This is a genomic window from Pseudoxanthomonas sp. X-1 (assembly GCF_020042665.1).
GTDB classification, from domain to species: Bacteria; Pseudomonadota; Gammaproteobacteria; order Xanthomonadales; family Xanthomonadaceae; genus Pseudoxanthomonas_A; species Pseudoxanthomonas_A spadix_A.
Genome location: NZ_CP083376.1, coordinates 962,580 through 988,414 on the forward strand (window position 1 = coordinate 962,580; position 25,835 = coordinate 988,414).

A 25,835-nucleotide genomic window follows, 5' to 3' on the forward strand; every position below is an offset into this window, starting at 1 on the left:
GGATCGCCCAAGCGACTGATTGCAAAGGGAATTGCGTTGGAAGGAACTGGATTTCCAAAAATGAATGCAATGCAACAGGTGGCGCGGTAATTGTTCCTTTGGTAGAACAAAGGGAACCATCCCACGCCTTAGCAGTCCAACCCCCACATTGCTAAGATCGCTGCCATGAACCAGAGCTCCGCCGCCACCGCCCTGGTGGCCAACAACCTCCCGATTCCCAGCCCGCTTGGCTCGCTGGACGCCTACATCGGCGCCGTGCACCAGATCCCGGTGCTCACCGTCGATGAGGAGCAGGCGCTGGCCCACCGTTTCCGCGATGCCAACGACCTGGACGCCGCGCGCGAACTGGTGCATTCGCACCTGCGTTTCGTCGTGCACGTCGCCCGTGGCTACAGCGGCTACGGCCTGCAGCTGGGCGACCTGATCCAGGAAGGCAACATCGGCCTGATGAAGGCCGTCAAGCGCTTCGACCCGGACATGGGTGTGCGCCTGGTGTCCTTCGCGGTGCACTGGATCCGCGCCGAGATGCACGAGTTCATCCTCAAGAACTGGCGCATCGTCAAGGTCGCCACGACCAAGGCCCAGCGCAAGCTGTTCTTCAACCTGCGCAAGTCCAAGACCCGCCTGGGCTGGATGAACGCGGCCGAAGTCAGCGCCGTCGCCAAGGACCTCAACGTTTCCGAGCGCGAAGTGGTCGAGATGGAGTCGCGCCTGTCCGGTCGTGACATCGGCTTCGATGCCCCATCCGACGAGGACGACGACCACGCCCCGCCGTCGCCGGCCGCCTATCTGATGGCCAACGAGGAGGATCCCTCCCAGGCCTACGAGCGCGCCGACAGCGAGGACAACCAGCTGGAGCTACTGCGCGAAGGCATGGCTAACCTGGACCAGCGCTCGCGCGACATCATCGCGCGCCGCTGGCTCGACGCCGATGCCAAGGTGACCCTGCAGGAGCTGGCCGACGAGTACGGCGTCTCGGCCGAGCGCATCCGCCAGATCGAGGCCAATGCGCTGAAGAAGATGAAGGCGCTGTTTACCGCCTGATTGAGGTCAGCGCCTCGATGATCGAAAAGCCCCGCTTCTGGCGGGGCTTTTTTGTGGTGCTTCACTGACCCGCCTCGCCCCGGCCGGGCGCGGCTCTTCGGCTCGGTCCTCCCTCCCTGTCGCACTCGCCGCCGCAAGCCATCCCTGTGGCCCGCTTTCCGCGCCCGACCGGGGCGAGGCACCGCGAGCGTAAAAAGCACGACTTCTTTCGACCCGAAGTCCCGGTGCGTGACGCGCAAGGCAGAGGGCCGGCGGGCGGGGGCCGCGACGAGCGAGGCAGGACGCCGAGCGCCCGAATCAGGGCAGGATGCCCTGGTTGAGGGAAAAGCGGCCCCCGCCCGCCAGGCCCTGTCCTCCCGGAGCCGAACCGCGCACGCATCGTGATCGCTCGATCGGGAGAAGCTTGTTGATCACCTGCGCCAGCCGCGAGCACCAGCAGCAGATCGCAAGCCGCCCTGACAATCGCGTAATCGCGATTCAAGAGTCATTCTCATTTGCTAAGCTGCCGTGCATCCGGTCGCCGCCGCACGCGGCGACACGCGAAGTCCGTCCTCGTCCTGCACATGCCCGCCTCGCGAGCGTGATCGGTGGCGTGCGGCATTGCCAGATTCGCCCCAGCCGTCGCCAGGGCATCACCCCTGACCGAGGCTGTTCGAGATGACTCCTGTTGCGCGTCGCACGCTCCGTGCGCCCGTTTCCCGTCCCCTGCGCCTGGCCCTGCTGGTGGCGCTGGCCGGTTCCCTGCCTGCCCATGCGCAGCAGGCCGAGACCGAGCAGGACGCCGACACGACCCTGGACACGCTGCACGTCACCGCCGAGCAGATCGCCAAGCAGGCGCTGGGAACCTCGATCATCACCCGCGAAGACATCGAGCGCCGGCCGCCGGCCAACGACCTGTCCGACCTGCTGCGGACCATGCCGGGCGTCAACCTGACCGGCAACAGCGCCTCGGGCGCCTATGGCAACAACCGCCAGATCGACCTGCGCGGCATGGGGCCGGAGAACACGCTGATCCTGATCGACGGCCGCCGCGTGAGCGCGCGAGACTCGGTACGCATGGGCGTGGCCGGCGAGCGCAACAGCCGTGGCGATACCAACTGGGTGCCGGCCGAGGCGGTCGAGCGCATCGAAGTGCTGCGCGGCCCGGCCGCGGCGCGCTACGGCTCCGGCGCGGCCGGCGGCGTGGTCAACATCATCACCAAGCGCCCCACCGGCGATCTGTCGGGCAGCATGACGCTGTACGGCCTGGTGCCCGAGCACCGCGACGAGGGCGGCAGCCAGCGCGCCGGGTTCACCCTGAGCGGACCGCTGGCGCGCGACCTGTCCTTCCGCCTGTACGGCAATCTCAACAAGACCGATGCCGATGCGCCGGACATCAACACCGCTCATTCCCAGAGCGGTGTCGCCGCCGCCGGGCGCGAGGGCGTGCGCAACAAGGACATCAACGGCCTGCTGCGCTGGGATGCCAGCGACGCGCAAGTGGTCGAGGTCGAGTCGGGCTACAGCCGCCAGGGCAACATCTTCGCCGGCGACTATCTCAACAATTCCAACGCTACCGTGCTCAGCAAGGTCGGCGACGAGACCAATGTGATGACCCGCCGCGATGCGGCGCTGACCCATCGCGGCAAGTGGGACTTCGGCACCTCACGCCTGACGGTGTCCCATGCGCGGACCGACAACGACCGCATCGCCGAAGGCCTGGCCGGCGGGCCGGAGGGTTCGCTGTCGACCAATCCGGTGTGGACGCATTCGACCCTGCGCGACGTCGCCGCCGACGGCGAGATCAACGTGCCGACCACGCTCGGTGGCGTGGACAACATCTGGACGGTGGGATTCGAGTACCGCAAGAGTCGGCTGGACGATCCGTACTCGGTCTCGCAGGCGGCCACCGGCGTGGTCGGCATCGACCCGAGCGGTCGCAACGGCAAGACCGACGAACAGGTCAGCGCGGTGTTCGTCGAAGACAATCTCTACGCCACCGAGCGGCTGACCCTGACGCCGGGCCTGCGCTTCGATCACCACAGCGCGTTCGGCAACGAACTCAGCCCCAGCCTCAACGTGCAGTACAGGCTTGCGCCGGACTGGCTGATCAAGGGTGGCGTGGCGCGCGCGTTCAAGGCGCCCAACCTGTACCAGGCCAACCCGAACTATCTCTACTACACGCGCGGCAACGGCTGTCCGGACTACTACACCGGCACCGGCGGCTGCTACATCCAGGGCAGCGCGGACCTGGATCCGGAGACCAGCATCAACAAGGAGATCGGCGTCGAGTGGCTGCCCGACACCGGCCACCACGCCTCGCTGACCTACTTCCACAACGACTACGACAACAAGATCGTGGCCGGCTACAGCGATTACTACCAAACGCCGGGACGGGCCTATGTCTATCAATGGATCAATGCCTCCAAGGCGCTGGTGCAGGGCGTGGAAGGCAATCTGAAGCTGCCGCTGCTCGGCGATCGTGGCGAGACGCTGAGCTGGAACACCAATCTGACCTGGATGATCGACAACAAGAACGAAGCCACCGGCCAACCGCTGTCGGTGATTCCCAAGTACACGCTCAACTCGACCCTGGACTGGCGTGCGACCCGGCGCCTGTCCTTCGCGCTGATGGCCACCTTCTACGGCAAGCAGGAACAGGCGCGGCTGGACCGCAACAACGAGGCGGTGTGCGGCGCGGCGGGCCTGCCGGCGTGCGACACGCTCGGCGCCTACCAGCTGTGGAGCACCAGCCTGCGTTACCGCATCACGCGCGAGGTCAGCTTCGGCCTGGGCGTCAACAATCTTGCCGACAAGCGCATCTTCCGCGAAGGCAGCCGCGCCAGCAGCGCCGGCGCGCAGACCTATAACGAGCCCGGCCGCGCATACTGGGCCAGCCTGCGGTTCGGCTTCTGATGCGCGCGCTCGTCTCCTGCCTGACCGGCCTGCTGCTGCTGCTCGCGCTCGTCGCCGCGCCGGCGCGGGCCCAGCCCGATCTGAGCCGCACCACCGGGCCGACGCTGGCCGACACCGGTTCGCGCGCGTACGCCTTCCACGTGCTCAAGTTCGTCTCCGCCGATGGTCAGCGCCCTTACCGCGTGCGCGTGGCCGTGCCGAAGACGCCGGCGCCGGCCGGCGGCTTCCCCGCGCTGTATCTGCTCGACGGCAACGCGGCGCTGATGGAACTGGATGAGGCCGCGCTCGAGCGGCAGCGGGCCGGCGGGCATGCGCCGGTGCTGGTGTTCATCGCCACCGACAACGACCTGCGCATCGACAGTGCCGCGCGTTCCTACGACTACACGCCGACGCCGGCCGATGGCGCGCAGGAGGACGCGCTGGGCCGGCGCAGCGGCGGCGCCGATGCGTTCCTTGCGGTGATCGTCGATCGGATACACCCGGCCGTGGCCCAGCTGGTGGCGCTGGATCCGGCGCGGCAGACGCTATGGGGGCATTCCTACGGCGGGCTGTTCGCGCTGCATGCCTTGTTCACCCGGCCGCAGGCGTTCAGTCGCTATGTCGCGGTGGACGCCTCGCTGTGGTGGGGTAGCGGCCAGATCCTCGAGGAAGCCGCGCGCTTCCAGGCCAAGACACTGCCGGCGCCGACCGCGCTGCTGATGCTCAACGGCCGCGGCGCGCAGGAGCGCGCCACGCCGCGGGCCGCCGATGCCGCGCGCAGCCAGGCGATGCAGGCGGCGCGGATGCGGCTGCCCGCCGATGCGCCCGACACGCTGGCCGCGCAGCTGCGCAAGGTGTCCGGGCTCAGGGTGGAGCAGACGGCGCTGCCGGGGCTCTCGCATGGGCAGACGCTGGGCGCCTCGCTGCGGCAGGCGATGGATTTCGCCGGCGCGCCGTAGGGCGGGGCCGCGCCTTGCAACTCGCTTGGTTTCTGCTGGAGCGGGAATCGGGGTCTGTCACGCCTCGCGCCAGGCTTCAGCCAATGCTCAAAGCCGCCGTCCACACCGCTTCGTTCCCGCGAACGCGGGAACCCAGCGCGCTGGGAGCTTGTTGAGCGAACGTCCATGGGTTCCCGCTTTCGCGGGAAGACGGGAGGTTCGGCGAACGACCGGAGGTGGGTTCCTGCCGCGACGTTGAGGACACGCATCGGCCCGCGTGCAACGGGCCGATGCGAAGCTCAGTCCGCCGCGCGGCGCGCTTCCGGCGCGAGGTCCTGCACGGCATGGTCGGGCACGGTTTCGCGCGGGGCCTGGCCGAAGATGATGCGGGCCGCGCGCTGGTAGCTCCAGTACGCCATGGCCCAGTTGACCAGCACGACGAAGCGGTTGCGGAAGCCGATCAGGAAGTACACGTGCGCGGCCAGCCAGAACCACCAGGCCAGCGGCCCGGACAGCTTGAACCGGCCCACGTGCACGATCGCCGCCATGCGGCCGATCGTGGCCAGGTTGCCGTAGTCGCTGTACTTGAACGGCGTCACCGGCTTGCCGGCCAGGCGCAGACGCAGGCTCTTGGCGATGTAGCGGCCCATCTGCTTGGCCGCCGGCGCCACGCCGGGCACGGGCTTGCCGTCGGCCTGGGTGACGGCGGCCAGGTCGCCGCCGACGAAGATGTCCGGATGGCCCGGCACGCTCAGGTCCGGCCGCACCAGCACGCGCCCGGCCCGGTCCAGCGGCACCCCCAGGCTGCGCGCCAGCGGCGAGGCCGCCACGCCCGCGGCCCAGACCACGGTGCGCGCGGCGAAGGTCTGATCGCCCAGGGTGTAGCCATGCTCGTCGATGTGGGTCACCGGCGTGCCGGTGCAGACCTCCACGCCCAGCTTCTCCAGCTGCGCGCGCGCCTTGTCGGTGAGGTCTTCCGGGAAGGAGGGCAGCACCCGCGGGCCGGCCTCGATCAGGCGCACCCGCGCCTGGGTCGGATCGATATGGCGGAACTCGTGCCTGAGCGTGTGCCGCGCGATCTCGGCCAGGGTGCCGGCCAGCTCGACCCCGGTCGGGCCGCCGCCGACGATGGCGAAGTGCAGCCAGGCCGCGCGCTTGGCGGGATCGGGCTCGGCCTCGGCGCGTTCGAAGGCCACCAGCATTTCGCGGCGCAGGCGCAGGGCGTCATCCAGCGTCTTCAAACCGGGCGCGTGCTCGGCCCAGGCGTCGTTGCCGAAGTAGGCATGGCCGGCGCCGGTGGCCAGCACCAGCGTGTCGTAGCGCAGGGAGGTGCCGTCGGCCAGTTCGATGGTGTGCGCGTCCGGCAGCAGGCGGGTGACCTCGCCCAGCTGCACCTCGACGTTGCCCTGGTCGCGCAGGATATGGCGCAGCGGCGCGGCGATATCCGGCGCGGACAGGCCGGCGGTGGCCACCTGGTACAGCAGCGGCTGGAACAGGTGGTGGTTGTGGCGGTCGATCAGGGTGATGCGCACGGGGGCGTCGTCGAGTGCGCGCGCGGCCCACAGGCCGGCGAACCCGCCGCCGACGATGACCAGATGGTGTGTTGAAACAGGCATGAGCGACAGACTTTGAAACGGGGGGAGGGGCGGGCGCCCGTGAGGCACCGCACGCCCCATCCTGTCACAGCCGGGTCGGCCTGGCGCTGAAGTCAATTCAACTTCCTGCTAATGCGGCGCCGGATCGCATCGCCAGGCGCAGCGCGATATCCCAACTCCACAAGTCGCCTCCCTCATCGTCATTCCCGCGAAAGCGGGAATCCAGGGACTTTCGCCCGAACGCGGGAGACCCCGACTTCCCGCCCGCGCAGACCAACGCCACCGCCCCACTCAATACAGATCGGTCGGATCCACATCCAGCGACCAGCGCACGCGCCGGGCCTCGGGCAGTGCCTCGACCTGCGCCAGCGCCGCCTGCAGCGCGGCGTGCAGGCGCGGTCGCTGGGCCGAGGAGAGCAGCAGCTGCATGCGCTGGAAGCCGGCCCTGCGCGGCATGGGCGCCGGCATCGGGCCGTGCAGCTCCAGGCCGGCATCGGCCTGCGCCAGCGCCGCGCGCACCGCGCGCAGGAAAGCCTGGACGTGCTCGATCTGCTTGGCCTCGGCGCGGAACATCGCCAGGTGCGCGAACGGCGGGAAGCCGGCCTCCTCGCGCTGGGCCAGCTCGGCCTGGGCGAAGGCGCGATAGCCGCCGGACAGCAGCGTCTCCAGCAGCGGATGGCCGGGATGGTGGGTCTGCAGCCACACCTGGCCGGGGCGCGCGGCGCGCCCGGCGCGGCCGGCGACCTGGATCAGCAGCTGGGCCAGCTTCTCGCCGGCGCGGAAATCGGCCGAGAACAGGCCCTCGTCCACGCCGACCACCACCACCAGCGTCAGCAGCGGCAGGTCGTGGCCCTTGGCCAGGATCTGCGTGCCGACCAGGATGCCCGGGCCGTCGCCGAGCGTGGCGAAGGCCTGCTCCAGCGCGTCCTTGCGCTGGGTGGTGGAACGGTCGATGCGCAGCACCGGCACCTGGGGAAAGGTGTCGGCCAGCAGTTCCTCCAGCCGCTCGGTGCCCACGCCCTGCGGCTGCAGCGCCAGCCCGCCGCAGTCCGGGCAGGCCAGCGGCGCGCTCTGGCGATGGCCGCAGTGGTGGCACTGCAGGCGCCGGCCGGCGGCGTGCACCGTCATCGGCGCATCGCAGCGATGGCAATGCGCGCTCCAGCCGCAGTCGTGGCACAGCAGCACCGGCGCATAGCCGCGGCGGTTCTTGAACACCAGCACCTGGCCGCCGGCCTGCAGCTGCGCGGCGATGGCCGCCAGCGTCTCCGGCGACAGGCCGGCGGCCAGCGGACGCTTGCGCACATCCACCACGCGCACGCTGGGCGCCTTGGCCTCGCCGGCGCGCATGGACAGGCGCAGATGCGCGTAGCGGCCGGCGTGGGCGTTGTGCAGCGTCTCCAGCGAGGGCGTGGCGCTGCCCAGCACCACCGGCACGTCCAGCGCCTTGCCGCGCACCAGGGCGAAGTCGCGGGCGTGATAGCGGATGCCGTCCAGCTGCTTGTAGCTGCCGTCGTGCTCCTCGTCGATCACGATCAGCCCGGCCTCGGGCAGCGGCACGAACACCGCCGAGCGCGTGCCCACCACCACCCGGGCATCGCCGCGCAGGCAGGCGGCCCAGGTCAGCGCGCGTTCGCCGTCGGCCAGGCCCGAGTGCAGCGCATGCACCTCCACGCCCAGCCGTGCGCGGAAACGGGCCAGCGTCTGCGGGGTCAGGCCGATCTCGGGCACCAGCACCAGCGCCTGCCGGCCGCGCGCCAGGCAGGCGGCGATGGCGTGCAGGTAGACCTCGGTCTTGCCCGAGCCGGTCACCCCCTCCAGCAGGATCGGGGCGAAGCCCTGCGCGGGGATGGCAGCTACCGCCGCCTGCTGTTCGGCATTGAGCGCCGGGCCGGGCTGCGGATCGCGCGCGCGGCTGCGCGGCGGCTGGGCGATGCGTTCGGCGAAGCCGCGCTGCTGCAGGCTGCGTGCGGCAGTGCGCCAGCCGGGGTGGAGGTCGTCGAGCTGCCATTCGGCCAGGTCCTCGCCGCGCAGGCGTTCGGCCAGCAGGCGTGGCTGGCTGCCGGCGCGCAGGCGGTCCAGCGCGGTCATGCCGGCCTCGGTCAGGCGCCAGCCCCAGGCTTCGCGGACGGGCAGCGCTTCGCCGTGGCGCAATGGGCCGGGCAGGGCGGTCGCCAGCACCTCGCCCAGCGGGGCGTGGGTGTACCCGGCCAGCCACTGCAGCGAGCGCGCCAGTTCGCCCACCAGCAGCGGAGCCTGATCGAGCACGGCAAGCGCGGCGCGCAGCTCGCCGGCGGCGGCATCGGCGGCGACCACCTCGATCACCACCCCGACCAGTTCGCGGTTGCCGAACGGCACCCGCACCCGCCGGCCGACATCGTCCGGGCCGGCGTCATGACCGGGCGGCGGCAGGTAGTCGAACGCCTGCCGCAGGGGGACGGGCAGGGCGACGCGGAGCAACAGGGCGGACATCCGGACAAGTGTAGGGCACCGGTCACGGCGCGCCGGCGGGTTGTGCAGTTGCGGCACGAACCTGTCTGTCAGGTGACGAAACCCACGCAACTGGCCGACACACATGGGAAAACCGCCTTATCCACACCGGCTGTGGATAAGGCTGTGCATCAAGCCGTTGCTCCACGCCGGATCAGGCGTCTTTTCTGGGTCGGCGTCATATTGGTGAAAAAAACGCCAAGGCTCATTACTTCATATGGATCAAATACTTACCCGTGGAACAGCGCCGAAATGGGCCTCTGGGCGGGCGCTCCGGCGGGCTCGATGACGCCGCCTTGGGTGCTGTGCACAACCGTCGATTCGTCAAGCCCCGGAGAATCCCGGGAAATTTGAATGTTTGGACAATGTCAAGGGTTTTGTTGACGAACCCAACCGTCCCGGCGACGCCTATCATGCGCTGTCACACGCCGCCGCCGACCGATCCTGACTTGAATATGCCCGCCGATGTCCCCGCCGCGCTCTCAGCCTTCCTGCGCGGCGTCGAACGCCGCGGCATCGTCCTGGCCGAGCTGCAGTGCGGTCGCCGCGAGACGGGCGAGATCGCGATGGCCGCGGCCCTGCGTGCGTTCGGCCAGTACGCCAGCGAGCAACCCATGGCCGAATGGCCGCGCGGCTTCTGGTCACTGCTGGCCTCGGCCCCGCCGCTGCGCCAGGCGCATCCGGAGGCGCGCTGGCCGCAGGACATGGACTGGCTGGCCGACCTGTCCGACAGCGACCGTCTGGCCCTGCTGCTGCGCCTGGCCGCCGGCCTGGACGAGGAGGACGCGGCCGCGGTGATGGGCCTGAACCAGACGGGCTATCGCGGCGCGCTGGCCCGCGCCTGCCCCCGCGACGATGCCGGCCAGCCCGATGCGACCGCCTGGCGCGCGCTGGCCGAGGCGATCCAGCAGCATCTGCGCGCGCTCTCGCCCGAGCGTCTGGCCCACCTGACCCGGCTGCGCGAGGCCCTGGCGCCGGACGCCCCCGTGGCCGCGTCGGCGCCGGCCAGCGCCGCGCCCACACCCGTGCCGTCCGAAGCGCCAATGCCGAAACCGGCGCCGCGCCGGCCGCGCGCGGTCACCGCGCGGCGACCGTTCCCGTGGCGCCAAGTGCTGATCGCCGCCGCCGTCCTGCTGGCGCTGGCCGCCATCGCGGGCGGCTGGTGGTACCTGCATCAGGGGCGTCTGGCCGCGCCCGCCACCGCGGTCGCCGGCGGCGACGGCGTCGCGCAGCCGTTGCGCGACGAGGCCCAGGTGCAGGTCGAGTCACTGTCGCGCGACGACGAAGCCGACAAGCGCTTCAGCAAGGCCGACGCGGTGCTGACCCATCCCGATTTCGATGCGCTGATGGATCCGCAGGGGCTGGCGCTGGCGCAGCGGGCCGGGTTCCTGGCTTGGTACGCGGCCGCTCCGCAGGACCGCCAGCGCGAGGCCGCCGAAGCCATGAACACCCCGGCGGAGGCTGGCGATGCGGCGCAGTAAGACCCTCGCGGCCCTGGCCGTGGCGGCCGTGCTGGGCGTGGCGACCTCGGTGCTGCTGGCCCAGGCGAGCGACGAGCAGGCGCTCACGCCGGCGATCCAGGCCGCGCGCGCCGCGCGCCTGGCGGCGCTGAGCGCCCCGGCGCGGCATGCCTTCGCCGATCGCATGGTCGCCTGGGATGGGCTGCCGCCGCTGGAACGCGCCCGGCGCAGGGCCGAGTACGCGGACTGGCTGGCCCTGGATCCGGCCACCCGCACCCGCCTGCAGCAGGCGGCCGCGACCCTGGCCACGCTGCCGCCGGCGCAGCAGCAGGCGCTGCTGGCCCGGTTCGGGCAGCTGGATCGCAGTGAACAGGCCGGCTGGCGCCTGGGGCCGGATGTCGGCGCCGACTTCGCCCGCCTGCAGCCGCTGCTGGCCTACATGCCGCAGGCCGAGATCGCGCCGATGCGCGCGATGCTGCGCCAGCTGACCGCCCCGCAGCGCGCCGACCTGGCGGTGCTGGCCCAGCGCACGCCGCCGCAGGACCGCGACGCGCTGCGCCAGGCGCTCATCGCCACCGATCCCGCCGCGCGCGGGGCATGGCTGCAGGAGCGGCTGCGCCGCTGAGCCGCGCGCGCCCTAGTGGGTGATGCTGGAGAGCACCGGCACCAGCGAGAACAGGCCGACCAGGAAGAAGTACAGGACGCCGATCACGCCGTACTTGAGCGTGGTCAGCCACCACGACTCGCCATAGACCCGGCGCTGGGTCAGCCACAGATAGACCGGCAGCCACAGCGCCAGCAGCACGCGCAGGATGCCGAGGCCCTGCGCCAGCCAGGCGGCGCGGGCGGGCAGCGCATCGCCGATCAGCATCAGCACGAACATCGCCAGCAGCGCGAGCACCAGGAAGGCATGGCTGTAGAGGCCGACCACCAGGTGCTCCAGATAGCCGCGCCCGCTGCCCAGGTAGCACAGCTTCAGCAGCAGCGCGAAGGCCGGCACCAGCACGAACAGCGCGCTGGGGATCGCGGCGATGAAGACGTGCACGAACTCGCCCGGGTCTTCGCTGTAGCGCTGCAGATTGAGCCTGGCGCGCGCCACCTTGGCATTGAGCCAGCGGTTGGCGAAGCCGGGCAGGGCGTCGATGTGGATCTGCTCGTTCGTGGCCTGGCTGGCTTGGCCGGCCGGCCTGGGCGCCTCGGGCGCGCGGGCGCGCTCGGCGGGCTCTCCCGCGCCTGTGTCCGTCTCCGCGGCGAGCGTGGCCGGCTGGGTCGGATCGAGCTGATGCAGGCGCGCCTGCGCATCGGCGCGCAGCTTGCGCTCGCCCATCGCCATGGCCCGGGCGGCGAGGGAGTCGGCGGCGACCTGGGTCCTGGCCTCGCGCAGGGCGGCGAGCTTCTCCTCGCGGCTGGCCTCCACCGCCGCGACCGTGGTCTGCGCGCCGAACTGGTCCGGATCGGCGATCAGCTCGGGCCGGTCCCAGGCGCCGCCCTGCACGCCACGCAGCAGGCCGCCGACGCCCTTGTCGCTGTCCACATGCACTGCGTACTGGGCCACGAAGAAGGTCAGCACGCTCAGCACGACGAACAGGCGCAGCGGCGGCACATAGGGCGCGCGATGCCCGCGCAGGAAGCGCGCCGGCAGGCGTCCGGGGAAGAGCAGGTCGCGCAGCGTGCGCCCGATGCGACCGTCCAGGTGCCAGAACGATTCGAAGACTTCCTCCACCGCATGGGCGAAGCTGCGCAGCGGGTTGTGCGCCGGCTGGCCGCACGCGTGGCAGTAATGGCCCGCCAGCGGCGTGGCGCAGTTGTCGCATGCGGCGGAGGCGTGTCCGCCGGGCTGTGTGGTCATCGAAGCGGCGCCCCTTTCCCCAGGTCGGCCGGTAAGATAGCGGCCCTTCCTGGCCCGATGCCAGCGCCCATCCCGCGCGCGATCGCAGCCGCTGTGCGTGTTTCCATGTCCGCCCCTTCCTTGCCCGCGCCGGGCCTTGCGCACGAGATGCGCAGCACCGGCCGCCTGGCGCTGCCGCTGGTCATCGGCCATGTCTCGGCCGGCCTGGTCGGCTTTGTCGACAATGTCATCGCCGGTCACCACGGCACCGCCACCCTGGCCGCCGTCACCACCGGCACCGCGCTGATGTGGCTGCCGCTGATGGTGCCGATCGGCACGCTGGTGGCGCTGGCCGCGTCGGTGTCGCACCACGACGGCGCCGGCGAGCACGACCGCATCGGTCCGTTGTTCCGCCAGGCGCTGTGGCTGGCGGCGGGGCTGGGGCTGGCGATGTTCGTCTTCCTCAGCCTGATCCCGCGCGCGCTGGCGCCGATGGGCATCGCGCCGGAGATCGTTCCCGGCGCGCGCGACTTCCTGCACGGCATCCGCTGGGGCATGCCGGCGATGGCGGCCTACCTGTGCATGCGCAACCTCAGCGAGGGCATGCACTGGACGCTGCCGACGATGGTGCTGGGCTTCGGCGGACTGTTCCTGCTGGCGCCGCTGGGCTATGGGCTGGCGTTCGGCGCCTGGGGCTTTCCGGCGCTGGGCGCCGGCGGACTGGGCATCGCCTCGGCGGTGATGATGTGGGCGCAGGCGCTGCTGTTCCTCGCCTATCTAGCGCGCGCGAAGCGCTTCGCACCGCTGGCGCTGTTCGCGCGTTTCGAGCCGCCGCGCTGGTCGCAGATCTCGCCGCTGCTGCGCACCGGGCTGCCGATCGGGGTGACCGTGCTGATGGAGGGCGGGCTGTTCATCAGCACCGCGCTGCTGATCGCGCGGCTGGGCGCGGTGCCGGCGGCGGCGCACCAGATCGCGATCAACCTCTCGGCGATCTGCTTCATGGTGCCGATGGCGCTGGCCGAGGCCACCACGGTGCGCGTGGGCCATGCGCTGGGCCGGCGCGATGCGCACGGCGTGCGTCGCGCGGTGCGCGCCGGCTACGCCATCGTGCTGGGCACGCAGACCTGTTCGGCGCTGGTGCTGGCGCTGTTCCACAACCAGATCGTGGGCATCTACACCGACGATCTGGCCGTGGCCGCGCTGGCCGGCAGCCTGCTGGTGCTGGCGGCGATCTTCCAGTTCCCCGACGGCATCCAGGTGATGTCGGCCGGCGCGCTGCGCGGGCTGAAGGACACGCGCGTGCCGATGCTGCTGGCGGCCCTGGCCTACTGGGGCATCGGCATGCCGGCCGGGGCGACGCTGGGCCTGGGGCTGGGCTACGGCCCGCGCGGGATGTGGATCGGCCTCACCATCGGCCTGGCCGCCGCGGCGGTGATGATGGCCCTGCGCCTGCGCCGCAGCACCGCGCGGCTGACATGAGCGTCAGGCCCGCTCGCTGAACGGCCCCGCCGTGACGTGTGGGGCATGCCGAAGCCCCGCGGGTGCGGCTAAGCTGCCGCACAGTTCCCGAACGAGCCTCCCGCGCCCATGAACCAGCCCGTCCGCCGCGATCCGATCAGCCGGTTCTTCATCGGCCTGTGGGACGTGATGAATTTCACCCGCCGGCTGATCTTCAACCTGGTCTTCTTCGGCCTGCTGTTGCTGATCGCGGTGCTGGTGATCGTGGCGCTGGCCAAGGGCGGCGGCCCCAAGCCGCTGCAGGACCGCACCACGCTGGTGATCGCGCCCGACGCGGCGCTGGTGGAGCAGTACTCCTCCGATCCGGCCAGCCGCGCGCTGTCCAAGGCCTTCGGCCAGGCCGGTGGCGAGGTCCAGTTGCGCGACCTGCTGCGCGCGCTGGAGACGGCCAAGTCCGACGGCAGGATCGAGCGGGTGTTCGTCGACTTCGACAAGCTGCGGGCCAGCGGCTACGCCTCGCTGCGCGAGGTCGCCGCGGCGCTGGCCGACCTGCGCGCCTCGGGCAAGCAGATCGTGGCCTTCAGCGAGAACATGAGCCAGGGCCAGTACCTGCTGGCCGCGCAGGCCAACGAGGTCTACCTGGATCCGATGGGCAGCGTGGAGATGACCGGCCTGGGCCGCTATCGCCAGTACTACCGCGAGGGCCTGCAGGACAAGCTGGGCGTGGACGTGCACCTGTTCCGCGTGGGCGAGTACAAGTCCGCCGCCGAGCCCTACATCCTCGACGCCGCCTCGCCCGAGGCCAAGGAAGCCGACCTGTTCTGGATGAACGACGTCTGGGGCCGCTACCTGGGCGACGTCGCCAAGGCGCGCAAGCTCACCCCCGAGGCGCTCGGCGCCGGCGTGGCCAACATCCCCGCCGAAGTGGCCGCCACCGGCGGCGATCTGGCCAAGGTCGCCCTGCAGCAGAAGCTGGTCGACGGCCTGAAGACCTGGCAGGACGTGCAGCAGGTGCTGATCGAGCGCGGCGTGGCCGAGGAGGACGATGCCGACAAGTCCGGCCTGGGCTTCCGTCATGTCACGCTCGAGCAGTACCTGGCCCAGCTGCCGGTCAAGCCGGCCGCGCTGGACGAGCGCCCGCAGGTGGCCGTGGTGGTGGCCGCCGGCGAGATCAGCTCCGGCGACCAGCCGGCCGGCCGCATCGGCGGGGAGAGCACCTCGGCCCTGCTGCGCGCCGCGCGCGAGGACGACAAGGTCAAGGCCGTGGTGATGCGCGTGGATTCGCCCGGCGGCGAGGTGTTCCCTTCCGAGCAGATCCGTCGCGAGGTGGTCGCGCTGCAGGCCGCCGGCAAGCCGGTGGTGGTGTCGATGGGCGACCTGGCCGCCTCGGGCGGCTACTGGATCAGCATGAACGCCGATCGCATCTACGCCGATCCCTCGACCATCAGCGGCTCGATCGGCATCTTCGGCCTGGTGCCCAACTTCGCGCGCGCGCTGGGCAAGATCGGCGTGCACACCGACGGTGTGGGCACCACGCCGCTGGCCGGCGCGTTCGACGTGACCAAGCCGATGGATCCGCAGGTGAGCCAGATGATCCAGTCGATCATCAACAAGGGCTACGCCGACTTCACCGGCCGCGTGGCCGCCGCGCGCCACAAGAGCGTGGAGCAGATCGACCAGATCGCCCGCGGCCGCGTGTGGACCGGCCAGCAGGCCATGGAGCGCGGCCTGGTGGACCAGATGGGCGGGCTGAAGGACGCCATCGCCGACGCCGCCGCGCGCGCCAAGCTGGGCGCGGCCGACAAGTATCGCGTGCAGTACGTGGAGAAGGAGCTGTCGCCGTTCGAGCAGTTCCTGGCCAACGCCGCGGGCAGCCCGATGGGCCAGGCGCTGGTGGGGCGTTCGGACTTCGCCCAGAGCCTGCTGCTCAAGGCGATGCCGCACACCGCCGAGCAGCTGAAGTTCGTGCAGGACGCGATGGAGCGCAAGCCCGGCGGCAAGCCGGTCAGCGAGCTGGCGTACTGCTTCTGCGGGCTTTGAGGCCTCCGGCCGGTCGGGTTCGACCGGCGCGGTGCGGGTGAGCGCGAAGGCGGGCCTCGGCCCGCCTTTGTGTTGGCGCCAGGACGATGCGCGGCGCTGGGGACCGTCCGGCCGCTATTGCGTCGCCGCTTCGATCTGCCTGGCCTGGGCGTCCTGGGCCTGCTGCAGCTGGCCTTCGACCGCCTTGGCACGGTCCAGCGGCCGGTGCAGTGCCTGCGCGGCGGCGCTGCGCGGCGCCGGCGGTTTGTCCGGTTGCGGTGCGGCCGGTGGGCTGCAGGCGGCCAGCGTGCCCAGGCACGCGGCGAACAGGACACGATGGAGCGGTGATGCGGCCATGGCGGCTGCCTCGCGATGGATGCATGGCTATCCTACGCCGATGCCCCCGCCGAGCCGCCCATGCCATCCGGATACACGCTGATCGAAGCCATCCCCGGCGTCGAGGTCTACCGCGCGCTGCGCGTCGGCGCGGGCCTGAGCGCGAAGACCGCCGACGCCGCGGCGCGCGGACTGCCCAACTCCTGCTTCGCCGTGCAGGTGCTGCATGACGGCGTGCCGGTGGGCATGGGGCGCGTGATCGGCGACGGCGGCTGCTTCTACCAGGTGGTCGACATCGCGGTGCTGCCGGCGCATCAGGGCCAGGGCCTGGGCAAGCGCATCATGGACGCGATCAGCGCGTACCTGCGCGACCGGGTGCCGGCCAGTGCCTACGTCAGCCTGATCGCCGACGGTCAGGCGCATCGGCTGTATGCGCAGTATGGGTTCGCCGCGACCGCGCCGGCCTCGATCGGCATGGCGCTGGTGCGCTGAAGGAGAACGCGATGTCGCACCCACAACGCTGGCGCCTGGACGGACAGCTGGCCCTGGTGACCGGCGCCAGCGCCGGGATCGGCCTGGCCGCCGCCGCCGAGCTGCTCGCGCTCGGTGCCGACGTGCTGCTGGTCGCGCGCGACGCCGATGCGCTGGAGGCGGCGCGCGACGAACTCACCGATGCCCATCCGGAGCGGATGATCGAGGGCTTCGCCGCGGACGTGGCCGACGACGAGGAGCGGCGCGCGCTGCTGGACTGGGTCGAGGACCAGGGTGAGGGCCTGCACATCCTGGTCAACACCGTCGGCGCGGGGGCCAACGGCAGCCTGCTGGACCTGGACGAAGCGACCTGGCGGGCGGTGTTCGAGACCGGGCTGTTCTCCGCCTTCGAACTGTGCCGCTACGCGCAGCCGCTGCTGGCGCGGCACCCGGCCAGCAGCATCGTCAACGTGGGCGCGGCCAGCGGCCTGCGCGCGGTGCGCGGCGCCACGGTCGAGGGCATGGCCAAGGCCGCGCTGCACCAGATGACGCGCAGCCTGGCGGTGGAATGGGCGCAGGACGGCATCCGCGTCAACGCGGTCGCGCCCTGGGCCATCCGCACGCCACGCACCGCCGCGCGCCTGACCTCGCCGGCACAGCACGAGCGGGTGCTGGCGCGCACCCCGCTGCGGCGCCTGGGCGAAGCGGAGGAGGTGGCCGGCGCGATCGCCTTCCTGTGCCTGCCGACGGCGGCCTACATCACCGGCGTCTGCCTGGAGGTCGACGGCGGCTTCGGCTGCAGCGGCTTCTAGCCAGCACGCGCGAATCCCTCCGCTCGCAGCGATCAGCTCCCCTTCGCTACGCGAAAGGGAGGGGCAGACGCGCTAGGTGTCAGGCGGGCTTTTTGCGGGCGCGGCTGCGTGAGGGTTTGGAGGGCCTGGCGCCGCTGGGGAGGCGGGGGGCGTCGGCGTCGGGGTCGGCGCCGCCCTGCAGCTGGGCCATCCATGACAGCGCATCGACATAGCCGAGGAAGTGCCGCAGATAGCCAGGCGCGATGTCGTGCATCAGCGTCAGTGCGCGGTGGACCAGCAGGTGCGAGTTGAGCGGGCCCGCGTCTTCCGGCGCCGGCTCCAGCGACTGGCGCAGCTGGCGCGCGGTGCGCACTTCCTCCCACAGGCGCTGGAACTCGTCCAGCGCCGGCAGCTGCGGATAGTGCGCCGCGGCAGGTGGCATCGTTGCCGCGTCGGCCGCGGCGCCCGCGCCGGCATCGGGCGCGGTGCCAGGCCGTGTTCCCACCTGAGACGCGGCGTGGGCCTCATCACGCGCGGCAAATCGCTGCTGCGCGCCGGCGTTCAGGGCATCGAGCAGTTCGGCCAGCGGGCCGGCCTCGCTCACCGCCTGTGTGGCGGACTTGCGCCTGCGCGCCCGGGCCTGCCCGATGCGCGTGCGGTACTCGGCCAGCAGCGCGTCCAGGCGCGCCTCCAGCAAGGCGCGGGTCGCGCCGGTCTGCGCCTGCGTGCGCGTGGCCAACGCATCGAGCAGGGCGAAGCGCACCGGATCGATGCGGTCGGCGCCCTGCGCGCGCCAGCGTTCCAGTTGGCCCAGCACCGCGTGCACGTCAGGGCGTCGCGGCGGTCTTGGACGGACGCGGCATCGGCGCGATCTCCACGCGGCGGTTGCGCGCGCGGCCCTCGGCGTCGTCGTTGGAGGCGACCGGCTGTTCAGAGCCGAAGGCCGCGGCGAACACGGAAGAAGCCGGCACGCCCTCGGCGATCAGCGTGCGCGTCACCGTCAGCGCGCGCTGGGCGGAGAGTTCCCAGTTGTCGGCGTAGTGCAGGTTGTCGTCGTGGATCGGGCGGTCGTCGGTGAAGCCGCTGACCATCAGCACTTCGTCGCGCGCGTGCAGGTACTGGCGCAGCGGCGCGGCCAGGCTGTGCAGCACCTCGCGTCCCTCCGGCTGCAGCTGGTCGGAGTTGAGCGCGAACAGCACGTTGCCGCGGATGCCGATGCGGCCATCGACGATGGTGACCCGGCCGGCGGCCAGGGGCCCGGCCAGCGCCTGTTCCAGCGCCTGGCGCCGGTGCGCCTCCTCGTCCAGCTTGCTCGACAGCTGCAGCTGCACGGCGATCACGCCGACCAGAATCAGCACGAAGGCGCCCAGCAGCACCGACATCAGATCGCCGAACGCCGCCCACACCGGCGTGCCGGCGCCTTCGTCCAGCTCGATCTCGCCACTCACGCCGCCGTGCTCCTGGCATCGCCCAGCTGGCGCAGGTCCTCGATGATCTGGCGCTGCGAGAGCAGGCTCAGGTCGATCACTTCGCGCGCCTGGGCCACGTAGTAGGCCAGCTGCTCATCGCTGCGCGCCAGCGACTTGTCCAGCGCCTGCTCGATGCCATGCAGGCGCTCGGTCAGCTCCGCATTGGCCTGGCCGAACTGCGCCACCGCCGCGCCGAAGGCATCGCCCAGGCTGGCCACTTCCGTGGCGCTGGCGCCGACCTGCGCGGCGGCCTGCTCCAGCTTGCCGGTCTGCGCCTCGACATGGTCGGTGAAGCGCGTGCCGACGCGTTCCAGCAGCTGCGCCGAGGTGGAGACCAGGGCGTCGATCGCGCCGCGCTGCTCGGTGGAGGCGTGGTTGACCGCGTTCAGCAGCGTATCCAGCGTGGACATCAGCTGGTTGCGCTCGGCCAGCAGCTCGGTGTCGCGCACCATGGAGTCGGAGAGCTTCTGGCGCAGTTCGGCGATGACCTCGGCCGCCGCGCGCGGCGCCTCGGCGGCGGCATCGACCAGGCGCGTGATCTGGGCGATCGTCTCCTGCGCATGCGTCTGCGCCTGGCCGGTGATCGCCTCGGCGGTCTGCGCCAGAGTGTCGCAGATGGCCTGCTGGCGCTGCGCGGTCTCGGCACCGGCCTGCCGCCATTCCTCGCGCAGGGCCTGATGGGTGGAGGCGAGCGCCTCGGACCAGGCGGCCAGGCGCTGCCCGTCCTGGGCGGCCAGCGCGTCCTGCAGCGCGGTGTGCGAGCGGGTCAGGGCCTCGGCCACGGTGGCGGTGTGCTGGTCGAAGGCCGCGGCTGCCTCGCGCAGCTGGCGCGCGTGTTGTTCGGCCTGTTGCGCCAGCGCGTCGCGCAGCTGCTGCCGGGTGTCGTCGGCGTTGCGTGCCAGGTCGCCGGCGTGCGCCTCGAAGGCGCTCGCGGTCTCGGCGCCGTGGCGCGCGAATGCGGCACTGGCCGCCTCGAGCTGCGCGCTGCCGCGTTCGGCCTGGGCGGTGAGCGTGTCGTGCAGCTGCGCCTGCGCCTGGCGGGCGTGGTCCAGCAGCGCGGCGGTGTGGGCCTGGAACGCACTGCCGGCCTGCTCCAGCGCCTGCGCGTGCTGCGCGGCCTGGGCCGCGTGCAGCTCGCGCTGCTGGGCCAGGGCCTGGGTCCACTGCGTGTCGAGCTGCTGCGCGGTGCCGTCCAGGCGCGCGCCGATGGCATCGACGGTGCGCGTGGCGTGCGTGGACAGCGCCTGGCCGGCACCGTCCAGCGCCTGCTGCAGCGCGAGCACCTGCGCGGCATGGGCCTGGCGCTGGGTGTCGAGCGCGGCGGTCCAGCTGTCGCGGGCGGCGCTGGTGGCGCCGGCGAAGCCCCTGTCCAGCGCGTCCAGCTGCTGCTGCACCGCGTCGCGCACGCTGGCCTGCAGCGTCTGCGCGTCGCGCGCCAGTCCGGTGAGGGTGCGTTCGACCACCGGCTGCAGCGCGGCGTTCACCGCCTGCGCGCTGTCGGCGACGCTGGCGGCCAGGGCGCGGGCGAGCACCTCGCTCAGCTGCGCGTGCGCGGCCTCGGTGCGGGCGTGCAGCACCTCGTGGCGTTCGACCAGCTGCGCGTGGGTGCTGCTGCTGTGGGTCTGGATGGTCTGCATCAGCGCGCCGAGCTGCTCGATCAGCTGCGGCATCAGCGCGGTCTGCGCCTGCTGCAGGCGGAAGGCTTCCTCCTGGCGATGCGCGCGCGAATGCGGGTGCAGCGAGGTGGCGATGGCCGCATCCAGCTGCTGCACGGCTTCCAGGCGCTCGCGCCGGCACAGCGCCGAGAGCAGGCCCAGCATCGCCGAGGTCGCCACGCCGGCGATCGAGGTGCCGAAGGCGAAGCCCAGGCCCTTCACCGGCGCGGCCAGCGAGCCGCGCATGGCCTGCAGGTCGATCGCGCTCTCCAGCGCCAGGCCGGTGCCGCGCAGCGTGGCCATCATGCCCAGCAGCGTGCCGAGCATGCCCAGCAGCACCAGCAGGCCGGTCAGGTACGGCGTCAGCGTCGGCGCGGGCAGGGCCACGCGCGCGCCCTCGATGCGCAGGCGCACGGGCTGGCGCAGGCCGGGGGCGAGGCGTTCGAGCCATGCCGGGATGCCGGCGGCCGCGGTGGGGTCCTCGCGCAGGGCCAGTTCCAGCGAGCGCGTGGCCTGGCGGTAGCGGTAAAGCTCGATCGCGCCGGCGATGTAGCAGGCGGCGATCACCAGCGACACGGCCACGCCCAGGGCGTTGTTGCCGAGGTAGCCGGCGCCGACCCAGCCCACCGCGAGCAGGCCCAGGAGGAAGACGATGAGGTTCAGGACGGTTCTTGGCATGGAGGCATCAATGGGAGCGTGAGCGCCGCGAGCAGCGCATCGATCGGTTGGAAGCGCAGGTCCAGCTCGGCCAGCAGCGCGCGCTGCATGTCCTGGGCGAAGGTCTGCAGCCAGGCAGGCATCGGCGCGGCATCGGCCGTGGGGTCGACGGTGGCCGGAGGAGGTTCGGCCTCGGCCGGGCGCAGGCGCAGGAAGTGCTGTTCCAGCAGGGCCGGGCCGGCGGCCAGCACGGTCTGCTCGCGCGGGCTCAGGGTCGATTCCATCACCGCGTCCACCTCGGCCAGCCGCGCCAGCGCCGCCGGGCCGTGGCCGAGCATGTCGCGCAGGCGGCCGCGCAGCAGGCCGGTGGTGGACAGCATGGCGCGCTGGTGGGCCAGGTAGCGCTGGCGGAACACGGCGAAGTCCACGGCCTGGTCCAGGCTCGCGCCTTCGCCGGCCGCCTTGTCCAGGCGCCGCTGGATGACCGCGGCCAGCTCGCGGTCCTCGCGGATCGCACTGGTCAGGGCCGCGCGCTGGGCGTGGCAGGCCTCGGCTTCGGCGGCGTCGAAGCCCGGGCCGTCGGCGGCCGGCGACGGCGCGCCGTCCAGCGCCCGCGACAGGGCGACCGCGCGGTTCCAGTCCACCCACTGCGCCAGCCGCTCGGGCAGCGCGGGCGGGGCCGCCGGCACGGCGACCTGGCCCAGCCGCGCGAGCAGGCGCACGAAGGCCGGGCCGGGGACGGGCCCGTGTTGTCGGGGTTTGGCCATGGACGGGCGCGCCGGGCGCACTGAAAAAGACGGCGATTTTACACGGGCGGCCCAGCCGGCCCGGACGGGCCGTTCCGGGGTGCCGGCACGCTGGGGGAGGCGCACCGAACAGGCTTCATCGCCGCACCGGCCCTTCCACGTCGTGCCGGACGCGCCAAGTGGCCCGTCCAGTGAGCACAGGGCGCGTCTGGCGGACGGGCGGAGCCCCGCGCGGGGCCTGCACGCCAACGCGATGACAGCTGTCACTGGAGGCGGTGCCGGCGCAAGCGCACGATGGCGGCGTCCTTTCGGAGAACACACCCATGTCCGCATCGCTTCGCGCCGGTCGCTACGGCATCGACGCGCCCTATGCCCCGCTCGGCATGCTGGCCGGCGCCTTGGCCTGCGCGGCCGTCGCGCTGTTCGTGGCACCGCAGTGGTGGCTGAGCGCGGTCATCCTGGTGCTCATGGCCGCCCTGTACCTGCACACCACGCGGCGCGGCAAGTTCCTCGCCTGGCGCCGCCTGCTCGCGGCGCAACCGTGGCGCGGCGACGAGCGGGTGCTGGACCTGGGCTGCGGCCGCGGCATGGTGCTGCTGGAGGTCGCGCGCCACCTGCCGCAAGGGCGCGCGGTGGGCGTGGACATCTGGAGCAGCAAGGACCAGTCGGGCAACGCCATGGCGGCGGCGATGGCCAATGCCGCGGCCGAGGGCGTCGCCGCGCGCGTCGAACTGCACACGGCCGACATGCGCCACCTGCCGTTCGCCGACGCGAGTTTCGATGCGGTGGTGTCCAACGTGGCCCTCCACAACATCGCCACGCGCGAGGGGCGCGCACAGGCCATTGACGAGGCCTGGCGCGTGCTGCGCCCGGGCGGCGTGCTGCTGATCGCCGACATCAACAAGACCGGGGAGTACGTCGCCAGGCTCTCCACGCACGGCGTGACGGCCTCGCGCCGCAGCCTGGGCTGGCGCATGTGGTGGGGCGGTCCGTGGGTGCCGACGCACCTGGTCGAGGGACGCAAGCCCGTTCCCGGGCGTGTCTGGCTGAGCGTTCCCGCCGTGCGTCCGGCGCGCCTTGCGACGCCATGCGGTGAGGGCAGCGGCAGGTTTCGCCGGGGAAGCCTCTCGCCGCGACCGGCCCAAAGGGCGGCTCCCACGAATCGCCTCGCTTGCCCGGCTTGCGGTCCCGCTCAGTCGGAAGGTGTGGGGTCTGCCAGGGCGGGACGATGCGGATCCAGTCGCGTCACGAAGACCTGTTCCACACACCATTCGCCCTTGTACTCGTCTTCGCGCCGGTGCGAGGGCGTCATGCCCGCGCGCTGGAGCAGCGCCAGGCAGGGCAGGTTGCGCAGATCGCTGGCGGCCTGGATCTCCCTCAGCGACGGGATGCAGGCCAGTCGCGCCAGCAGCCCGCGGACACAGGCCGTGCCGTGACCCTGTCCCTGCGCGTCCGGCGTGATGCTCAGGCCGAACTCGATCTGCGTGGCATCGGCCGACAGCCAGAGACCGACGTCGCCGATCAGCACATCGTCCGCCGCGCGCGCGATCGCCAGCTGCCGCCAGCCGTCGGGCACCAGCGCGTCGTGTCCGGCCTGCTCGCGCAGGAACGCCTCGCACGCCGGCCGGTCCATCGGCGGCCAGCCCTGGAAGCGGGCCACGGCCGGATCGCGGCGGTAGGCGTGGAAGGCGTCCAGATCGTCCAGGCGCAGCGCGCGCAGGCGCAGGCCCGCGAAGGTGTGGGGAAACAGGTCGACGGTGTGCATGGTCTGTGGGTCTCGGGCGCTCAACGCGGCCCGGTCAGCTTGATCTCGAACAGCTTGGGCCAGCGCTTGCCGGTGACGAAGATGCGGTCGCCCTGCGCGTCGTAGGCGATGCCGTTGGGCACATCATCGTTCGGGTCGGCCAGCTTGCGGTAATCGAACAGGCCCTTGAGGTCGACCCAGCCCACCACCGCGCCGGTGGCCGGGTCGATGCGCGCGATGCGGTCGGTCATCCAGACGTTGGCCCACAGCTCGCCCTTGATCCATTCCAGCTCGTTGACGCGCTGCAGGGGCGTGCCATCCACGGTGACGGTGATGCTGCCGGTCTGCTGCAGCGTGTCCGGATCGAGCACGCGGATGACCGGCGTGCCGTCGCTCATGTACAGATGCGTGTCGTCACGTGTCAGCGCCCAGCCCTCACCGGGGTAACGGAAGCTGCCGATGAGGTCGAACGTCGCCAGGTCGCGGATCGCGCCCACGCCGCTGCGCCAGGTCAGCTGCAGCAGCTTGCCGTCGTGCGCGACGATGCCCTCGCCGAAGTACTGCGGCGGCAGCGCCGCCTCCTGCAGCACCTTGCCGGTGGCCAGCTCCACCTTGCGCACCACCGACTGGCCCAGCTCGCCGGTGCTCTCGTACAGCACGCCATCCAGGTAGAACAGCCCCTCGGTGAAGGCCTGCGTGTCATGCGGATACGTCTTGACCGCCTTGACGCCCTGGACCGGCACGCGCGCGCAGGCGGGCAGGATGAAGAGCGCCAGCAGCAGCACGAAAGCCGGGCGCAGGGTGGAGGCGGACATGAGCTGCATCGGAGCGACGGTCGAGAAGCGAGGCCGCAGCTTAGCCCAGCGTGGGCGGTTGCCGTGCGCTTTCAGCGCGCCCGGACCGAGCGCGCCAGCCGCAAGGCGCGCGCGTCGCTACCGCGCCGTATCCGGGCCCTTCAGCGCCTGGGCCTGGGCGAACAGCAGCTTGAGGATGGCCACATACGCCTTCTCGGTGTCCGGCCCGGCCGTGTTGGTGAAGAACACGATCCCCGTCCGCAGGTCGGGCGTGGCCAGCATTTCGGTCTTCAGGCCCGGATCGCTGCCGCCGTGGCCGACGTACTTGGTGTTGAACTTGGTCTGCCAGAACAGGCCGGAGTTCTTTTCGGCGATATCGACGTTGGCCGGCTTGTGCGCGGCCGTGAACTGCAGGCGCAGCATGTCCTCCACCGACGACTCCTTCAGGATGCGCACCCCGTTGGCCTGGCCGCCGTCAAGCAGGGCGATGAAGAACTTGGACAGGTCGTCGACCGAGGTGCGCAGGCCGCCATCGGGCCAGGTCGTGCCGGTGTAGGGCTGCAGCGCGACGGCGATGCCGTCCTGCGACAGATACAGCGTGGCGCCCTGTTTGAGATCGCTCGGCTCGAGTCGCCAGTGGGTGCTGGCCATGCCGAGCGGGCGGAAGATGCGGTCCTCGGTATAGCGATCCAGCGGCTGGCCGGTGGTGCGCTCGATGATGTAACCGGCCAGTCCGGCGCCGATGTTGGAGTAGTCGCGTTCGGCGCCGGGCGCGGAGGCGTTGTAGTTCTCCGGACTGTAGTCGGCGCCGCCCGGCACGAAGTAGCCGCGCAGGAAATCGCCCAGCGGCTGCGGCGCATTGCGGCCGAAGTGGTAGCTCGCGGCATACACGTCCCAGCGATCGGTGATGCTGGAGGTGTGCGTGGCGATCTGGCGCAGCGTGATCGGGGTATCGGGGTGGCGCGGGTTGCGCACCTGGAACGGCAGGTAGCCATCGATGTCCGTGTCGACGCTGAGCTTGCCTTCCTCCTGCGCGCGCATCATCGCCGCGCCCACGACGGTCTTGCTGATGGACGCGATGTTCATGACGGTCGCGGTGGTGAACGGACGTCCGCTCTCGCGGTCGGCCAGCCCGTACGCGCCGCGCCAGGCCACCTTGCCGTCCACGATGACCGCGGCCCCCGCGCCGACCAGCCCGCCCTCGCGCATCTGCTGCTCGATCGCCGCATCGATCGAGGTCGCCGCAGCGGCAGGTTCGGCGCTTGGCTCGGCGGCGCGCGCTTCGGCCAGAACCAGTGGGCCGCCAGCGAGCGACATGGCCAGCAGCGTGAGCAGCGTCGTACGAAGGTGCATGCGAAACCTCCCTGTTGGAACGTCCAGCGTCTCAGTCGCGGCATCGCCGCCGCGTCTGCCGGAAGTCACTTGCGCGGGCATGCTGGCCGACCGGTCATCGGTGCGCTGCCCGTCCC

21 protein-coding genes are annotated in these 25,835 nt (G+C 71.6%); 11 read left to right on the top strand and 10 right to left on the bottom strand.

Features of this window, described 5'->3' with window-relative positions:
- The first annotated feature begins 165 nt into the window (after positions 1–165).
- The 3 genes from rpoH (at position 166) to LAJ50_RS04340 (ending at position 4,877) form a co-directional block, all read left to right on the top strand.
- On the top strand, positions 166–1,044 hold the full coding sequence (rpoH, locus tag LAJ50_RS04330; RefSeq protein WP_138653202.1) for an RNA polymerase sigma factor RpoH: 879 nt from the start codon (positions 166–168) through the stop codon (positions 1,042–1,044).
- 657 nt (positions 1,045–1,701) lie between these two features.
- On the top strand, positions 1,702–3,939 hold the full coding sequence (locus tag LAJ50_RS04335) for a TonB-dependent siderophore receptor (protein WP_138653204.1): 2,238 nt from the start codon (positions 1,702–1,704) through the stop codon (positions 3,937–3,939).
- Positions 3,939–4,877 (top strand): alpha/beta hydrolase-fold protein, encoded by a 939-nt coding sequence (locus LAJ50_RS04340; RefSeq protein ID WP_138653206.1) that lies wholly within the window; start codon positions 3,939–3,941, stop codon positions 4,875–4,877. Before LAJ50_RS04335 ends, LAJ50_RS04340 begins: the two co-directional genes overlap by 1 nt.
- 278 nt (positions 4,878–5,155) lie before the next feature.
- Here LAJ50_RS04340 and LAJ50_RS04345 read toward each other — a convergent pair whose 3' ends face one another.
- A complete protein-coding gene (locus LAJ50_RS04345) occupies positions 5,156–6,472 on the bottom strand; it encodes an NAD(P)/FAD-dependent oxidoreductase (protein ID WP_130550700.1) in 1,317 nt (438 codons plus the stop codon).
- Positions 6,473–6,742: 270 nt separating this feature from the next.
- Positions 6,743–8,920, bottom strand: a complete 2,178-nt coding sequence (locus LAJ50_RS04350; protein ID WP_138653208.1) for a primosomal protein N' — start codon at positions 8,918–8,920, stop codon at positions 6,743–6,745.
- 467 nt (positions 8,921–9,387) lie between these two features.
- Between LAJ50_RS04350 and LAJ50_RS04355 the strand changes: the two genes are divergently transcribed.
- A complete protein-coding gene (locus tag LAJ50_RS04355; RefSeq protein WP_224096469.1) occupies positions 9,388–10,419 on the top strand; it encodes a hypothetical protein in 1,032 nt (343 codons plus the stop codon).
- The gene (locus tag LAJ50_RS04360) at positions 10,406–11,023 is read left to right on the top strand and encodes a DUF3106 domain-containing protein (RefSeq protein ID WP_138654930.1); all 618 of its coding nucleotides are present in this window, start codon (positions 10,406–10,408) and stop codon (positions 11,021–11,023) included. The genes LAJ50_RS04355 and LAJ50_RS04360 overlap by 14 nt, the downstream gene beginning before the upstream one ends.
- Before the next feature lie 12 nt (positions 11,024–11,035).
- Here the strand turns inward: LAJ50_RS04360 and LAJ50_RS04365 are convergent, their stop codons facing one another.
- A complete protein-coding gene (locus tag LAJ50_RS04365) occupies positions 11,036–12,247 on the bottom strand; it encodes a DUF3667 domain-containing protein (protein WP_138654928.1) in 1,212 nt (403 codons plus the stop codon).
- 105 nt (positions 12,248–12,352) lie between these two features.
- Between LAJ50_RS04365 and LAJ50_RS04370 the strand changes: the two genes are divergently transcribed.
- Positions 12,353–13,705: an MATE family efflux transporter gene (locus LAJ50_RS04370; protein WP_138654926.1), complete on the top strand. Its 1,353-nt coding sequence runs from the start codon at positions 12,353–12,355 to the stop codon at positions 13,703–13,705.
- Between the two features lie 108 nt (positions 13,706–13,813).
- Positions 13,814–15,724 carry a signal peptide peptidase SppA gene (gene sppA, locus LAJ50_RS04375; RefSeq protein ID WP_138654924.1) on the top strand — a complete coding sequence of 637 codons (1,911 nt, stop codon included), beginning with the start codon at positions 13,814–13,816 and terminating at the stop codon, positions 15,722–15,724.
- Between the two features lie 114 nt (positions 15,725–15,838).
- On the opposite strand, the gene LAJ50_RS04380 is transcribed toward sppA, so the two are convergent.
- Positions 15,839–16,060, bottom strand: a complete 222-nt coding sequence (locus LAJ50_RS04380) for a hypothetical protein (RefSeq protein ID WP_130550707.1) — start codon at positions 16,058–16,060, stop codon at positions 15,839–15,841.
- 60 nt (positions 16,061–16,120) lie between these two features.
- On the opposite strand from LAJ50_RS04380, the gene LAJ50_RS04385 reads away from it, so the two are divergent.
- A complete protein-coding gene (locus tag LAJ50_RS04385; protein WP_130550708.1) occupies positions 16,121–16,531 on the top strand; it encodes a GNAT family N-acetyltransferase in 411 nt (136 codons plus the stop codon).
- A gap of 11 nt (positions 16,532–16,542) precedes the next feature.
- Positions 16,543–17,322 (top strand): SDR family oxidoreductase, encoded by a 780-nt coding sequence (locus tag LAJ50_RS04390; RefSeq protein WP_138654922.1) that lies wholly within the window; start codon positions 16,543–16,545, stop codon positions 17,320–17,322.
- Positions 17,323–17,401: 79 nt separating this feature from the next.
- Here the strand turns inward: LAJ50_RS04390 and LAJ50_RS04395 are convergent, their stop codons facing one another.
- The 4 genes from LAJ50_RS04395 to LAJ50_RS04410 are packed head-to-tail and all read right to left on the bottom strand — an operon-like array spanning position 17,402 to position 21,849.
- Complete coding sequence (locus LAJ50_RS04395; protein ID WP_224096470.1) at positions 17,402–18,127, bottom strand: DUF2894 domain-containing protein; 726 nt, start codon at positions 18,125–18,127, stop codon at positions 17,402–17,404.
- Position 18,128: 1 nt separating this feature from the next.
- The gene (locus LAJ50_RS04400; RefSeq protein WP_130550711.1) at positions 18,129–18,749 is read right to left on the bottom strand and encodes an OmpA family protein; all 621 of its coding nucleotides are present in this window, start codon (positions 18,747–18,749) and stop codon (positions 18,129–18,131) included.
- Complete coding sequence (locus tag LAJ50_RS04405) at positions 18,746–21,103, bottom strand: DUF802 domain-containing protein (protein ID WP_138654920.1); 2,358 nt, start codon at positions 21,101–21,103, stop codon at positions 18,746–18,748. Before LAJ50_RS04405 ends, LAJ50_RS04400 begins: the two co-directional genes overlap by 4 nt.
- Positions 21,085–21,849, bottom strand: a complete 765-nt coding sequence (locus LAJ50_RS04410) for a DUF3348 domain-containing protein (protein WP_138654918.1) — start codon at positions 21,847–21,849, stop codon at positions 21,085–21,087. Before LAJ50_RS04410 ends, LAJ50_RS04405 begins: the two co-directional genes overlap by 19 nt.
- 302 nt (positions 21,850–22,151) lie before the next feature.
- Between LAJ50_RS04410 and LAJ50_RS20210 the strand changes: the two genes are divergently transcribed.
- The gene (locus LAJ50_RS20210) at positions 22,152–23,264 is read left to right on the top strand and encodes a class I SAM-dependent methyltransferase (RefSeq protein ID WP_255613090.1); all 1,113 of its coding nucleotides are present in this window, start codon (positions 22,152–22,154) and stop codon (positions 23,262–23,264) included.
- The gene (locus LAJ50_RS20215; RefSeq protein ID WP_205961562.1) at positions 23,261–23,698 is read left to right on the top strand and encodes a hypothetical protein; all 438 of its coding nucleotides are present in this window, start codon (positions 23,261–23,263) and stop codon (positions 23,696–23,698) included. Before LAJ50_RS20210 ends, LAJ50_RS20215 begins: the two co-directional genes overlap by 4 nt.
- Here the strand turns inward: LAJ50_RS20215 and LAJ50_RS04425 are convergent.
- Both LAJ50_RS04425 and LAJ50_RS04430 read right to left on the bottom strand, forming a co-directional pair.
- The gene (locus LAJ50_RS04425; protein ID WP_130550716.1) at positions 23,614–24,387 is read right to left on the bottom strand and encodes a glutaminyl-peptide cyclotransferase; all 774 of its coding nucleotides are present in this window, start codon (positions 24,385–24,387) and stop codon (positions 23,614–23,616) included. The two genes, LAJ50_RS20215 and LAJ50_RS04425, sit on opposite strands and share 85 nt — an antisense overlap.
- 117 nt (positions 24,388–24,504) lie before the next feature.
- Positions 24,505–25,719 carry a serine hydrolase domain-containing protein gene (locus tag LAJ50_RS04430; RefSeq protein ID WP_171044672.1) on the bottom strand — a complete coding sequence of 405 codons (1,215 nt, stop codon included), beginning with the start codon at positions 25,717–25,719 and terminating at the stop codon, positions 24,505–24,507.
- Between the last annotated feature and the right edge of the window lie 116 nt (positions 25,720–25,835).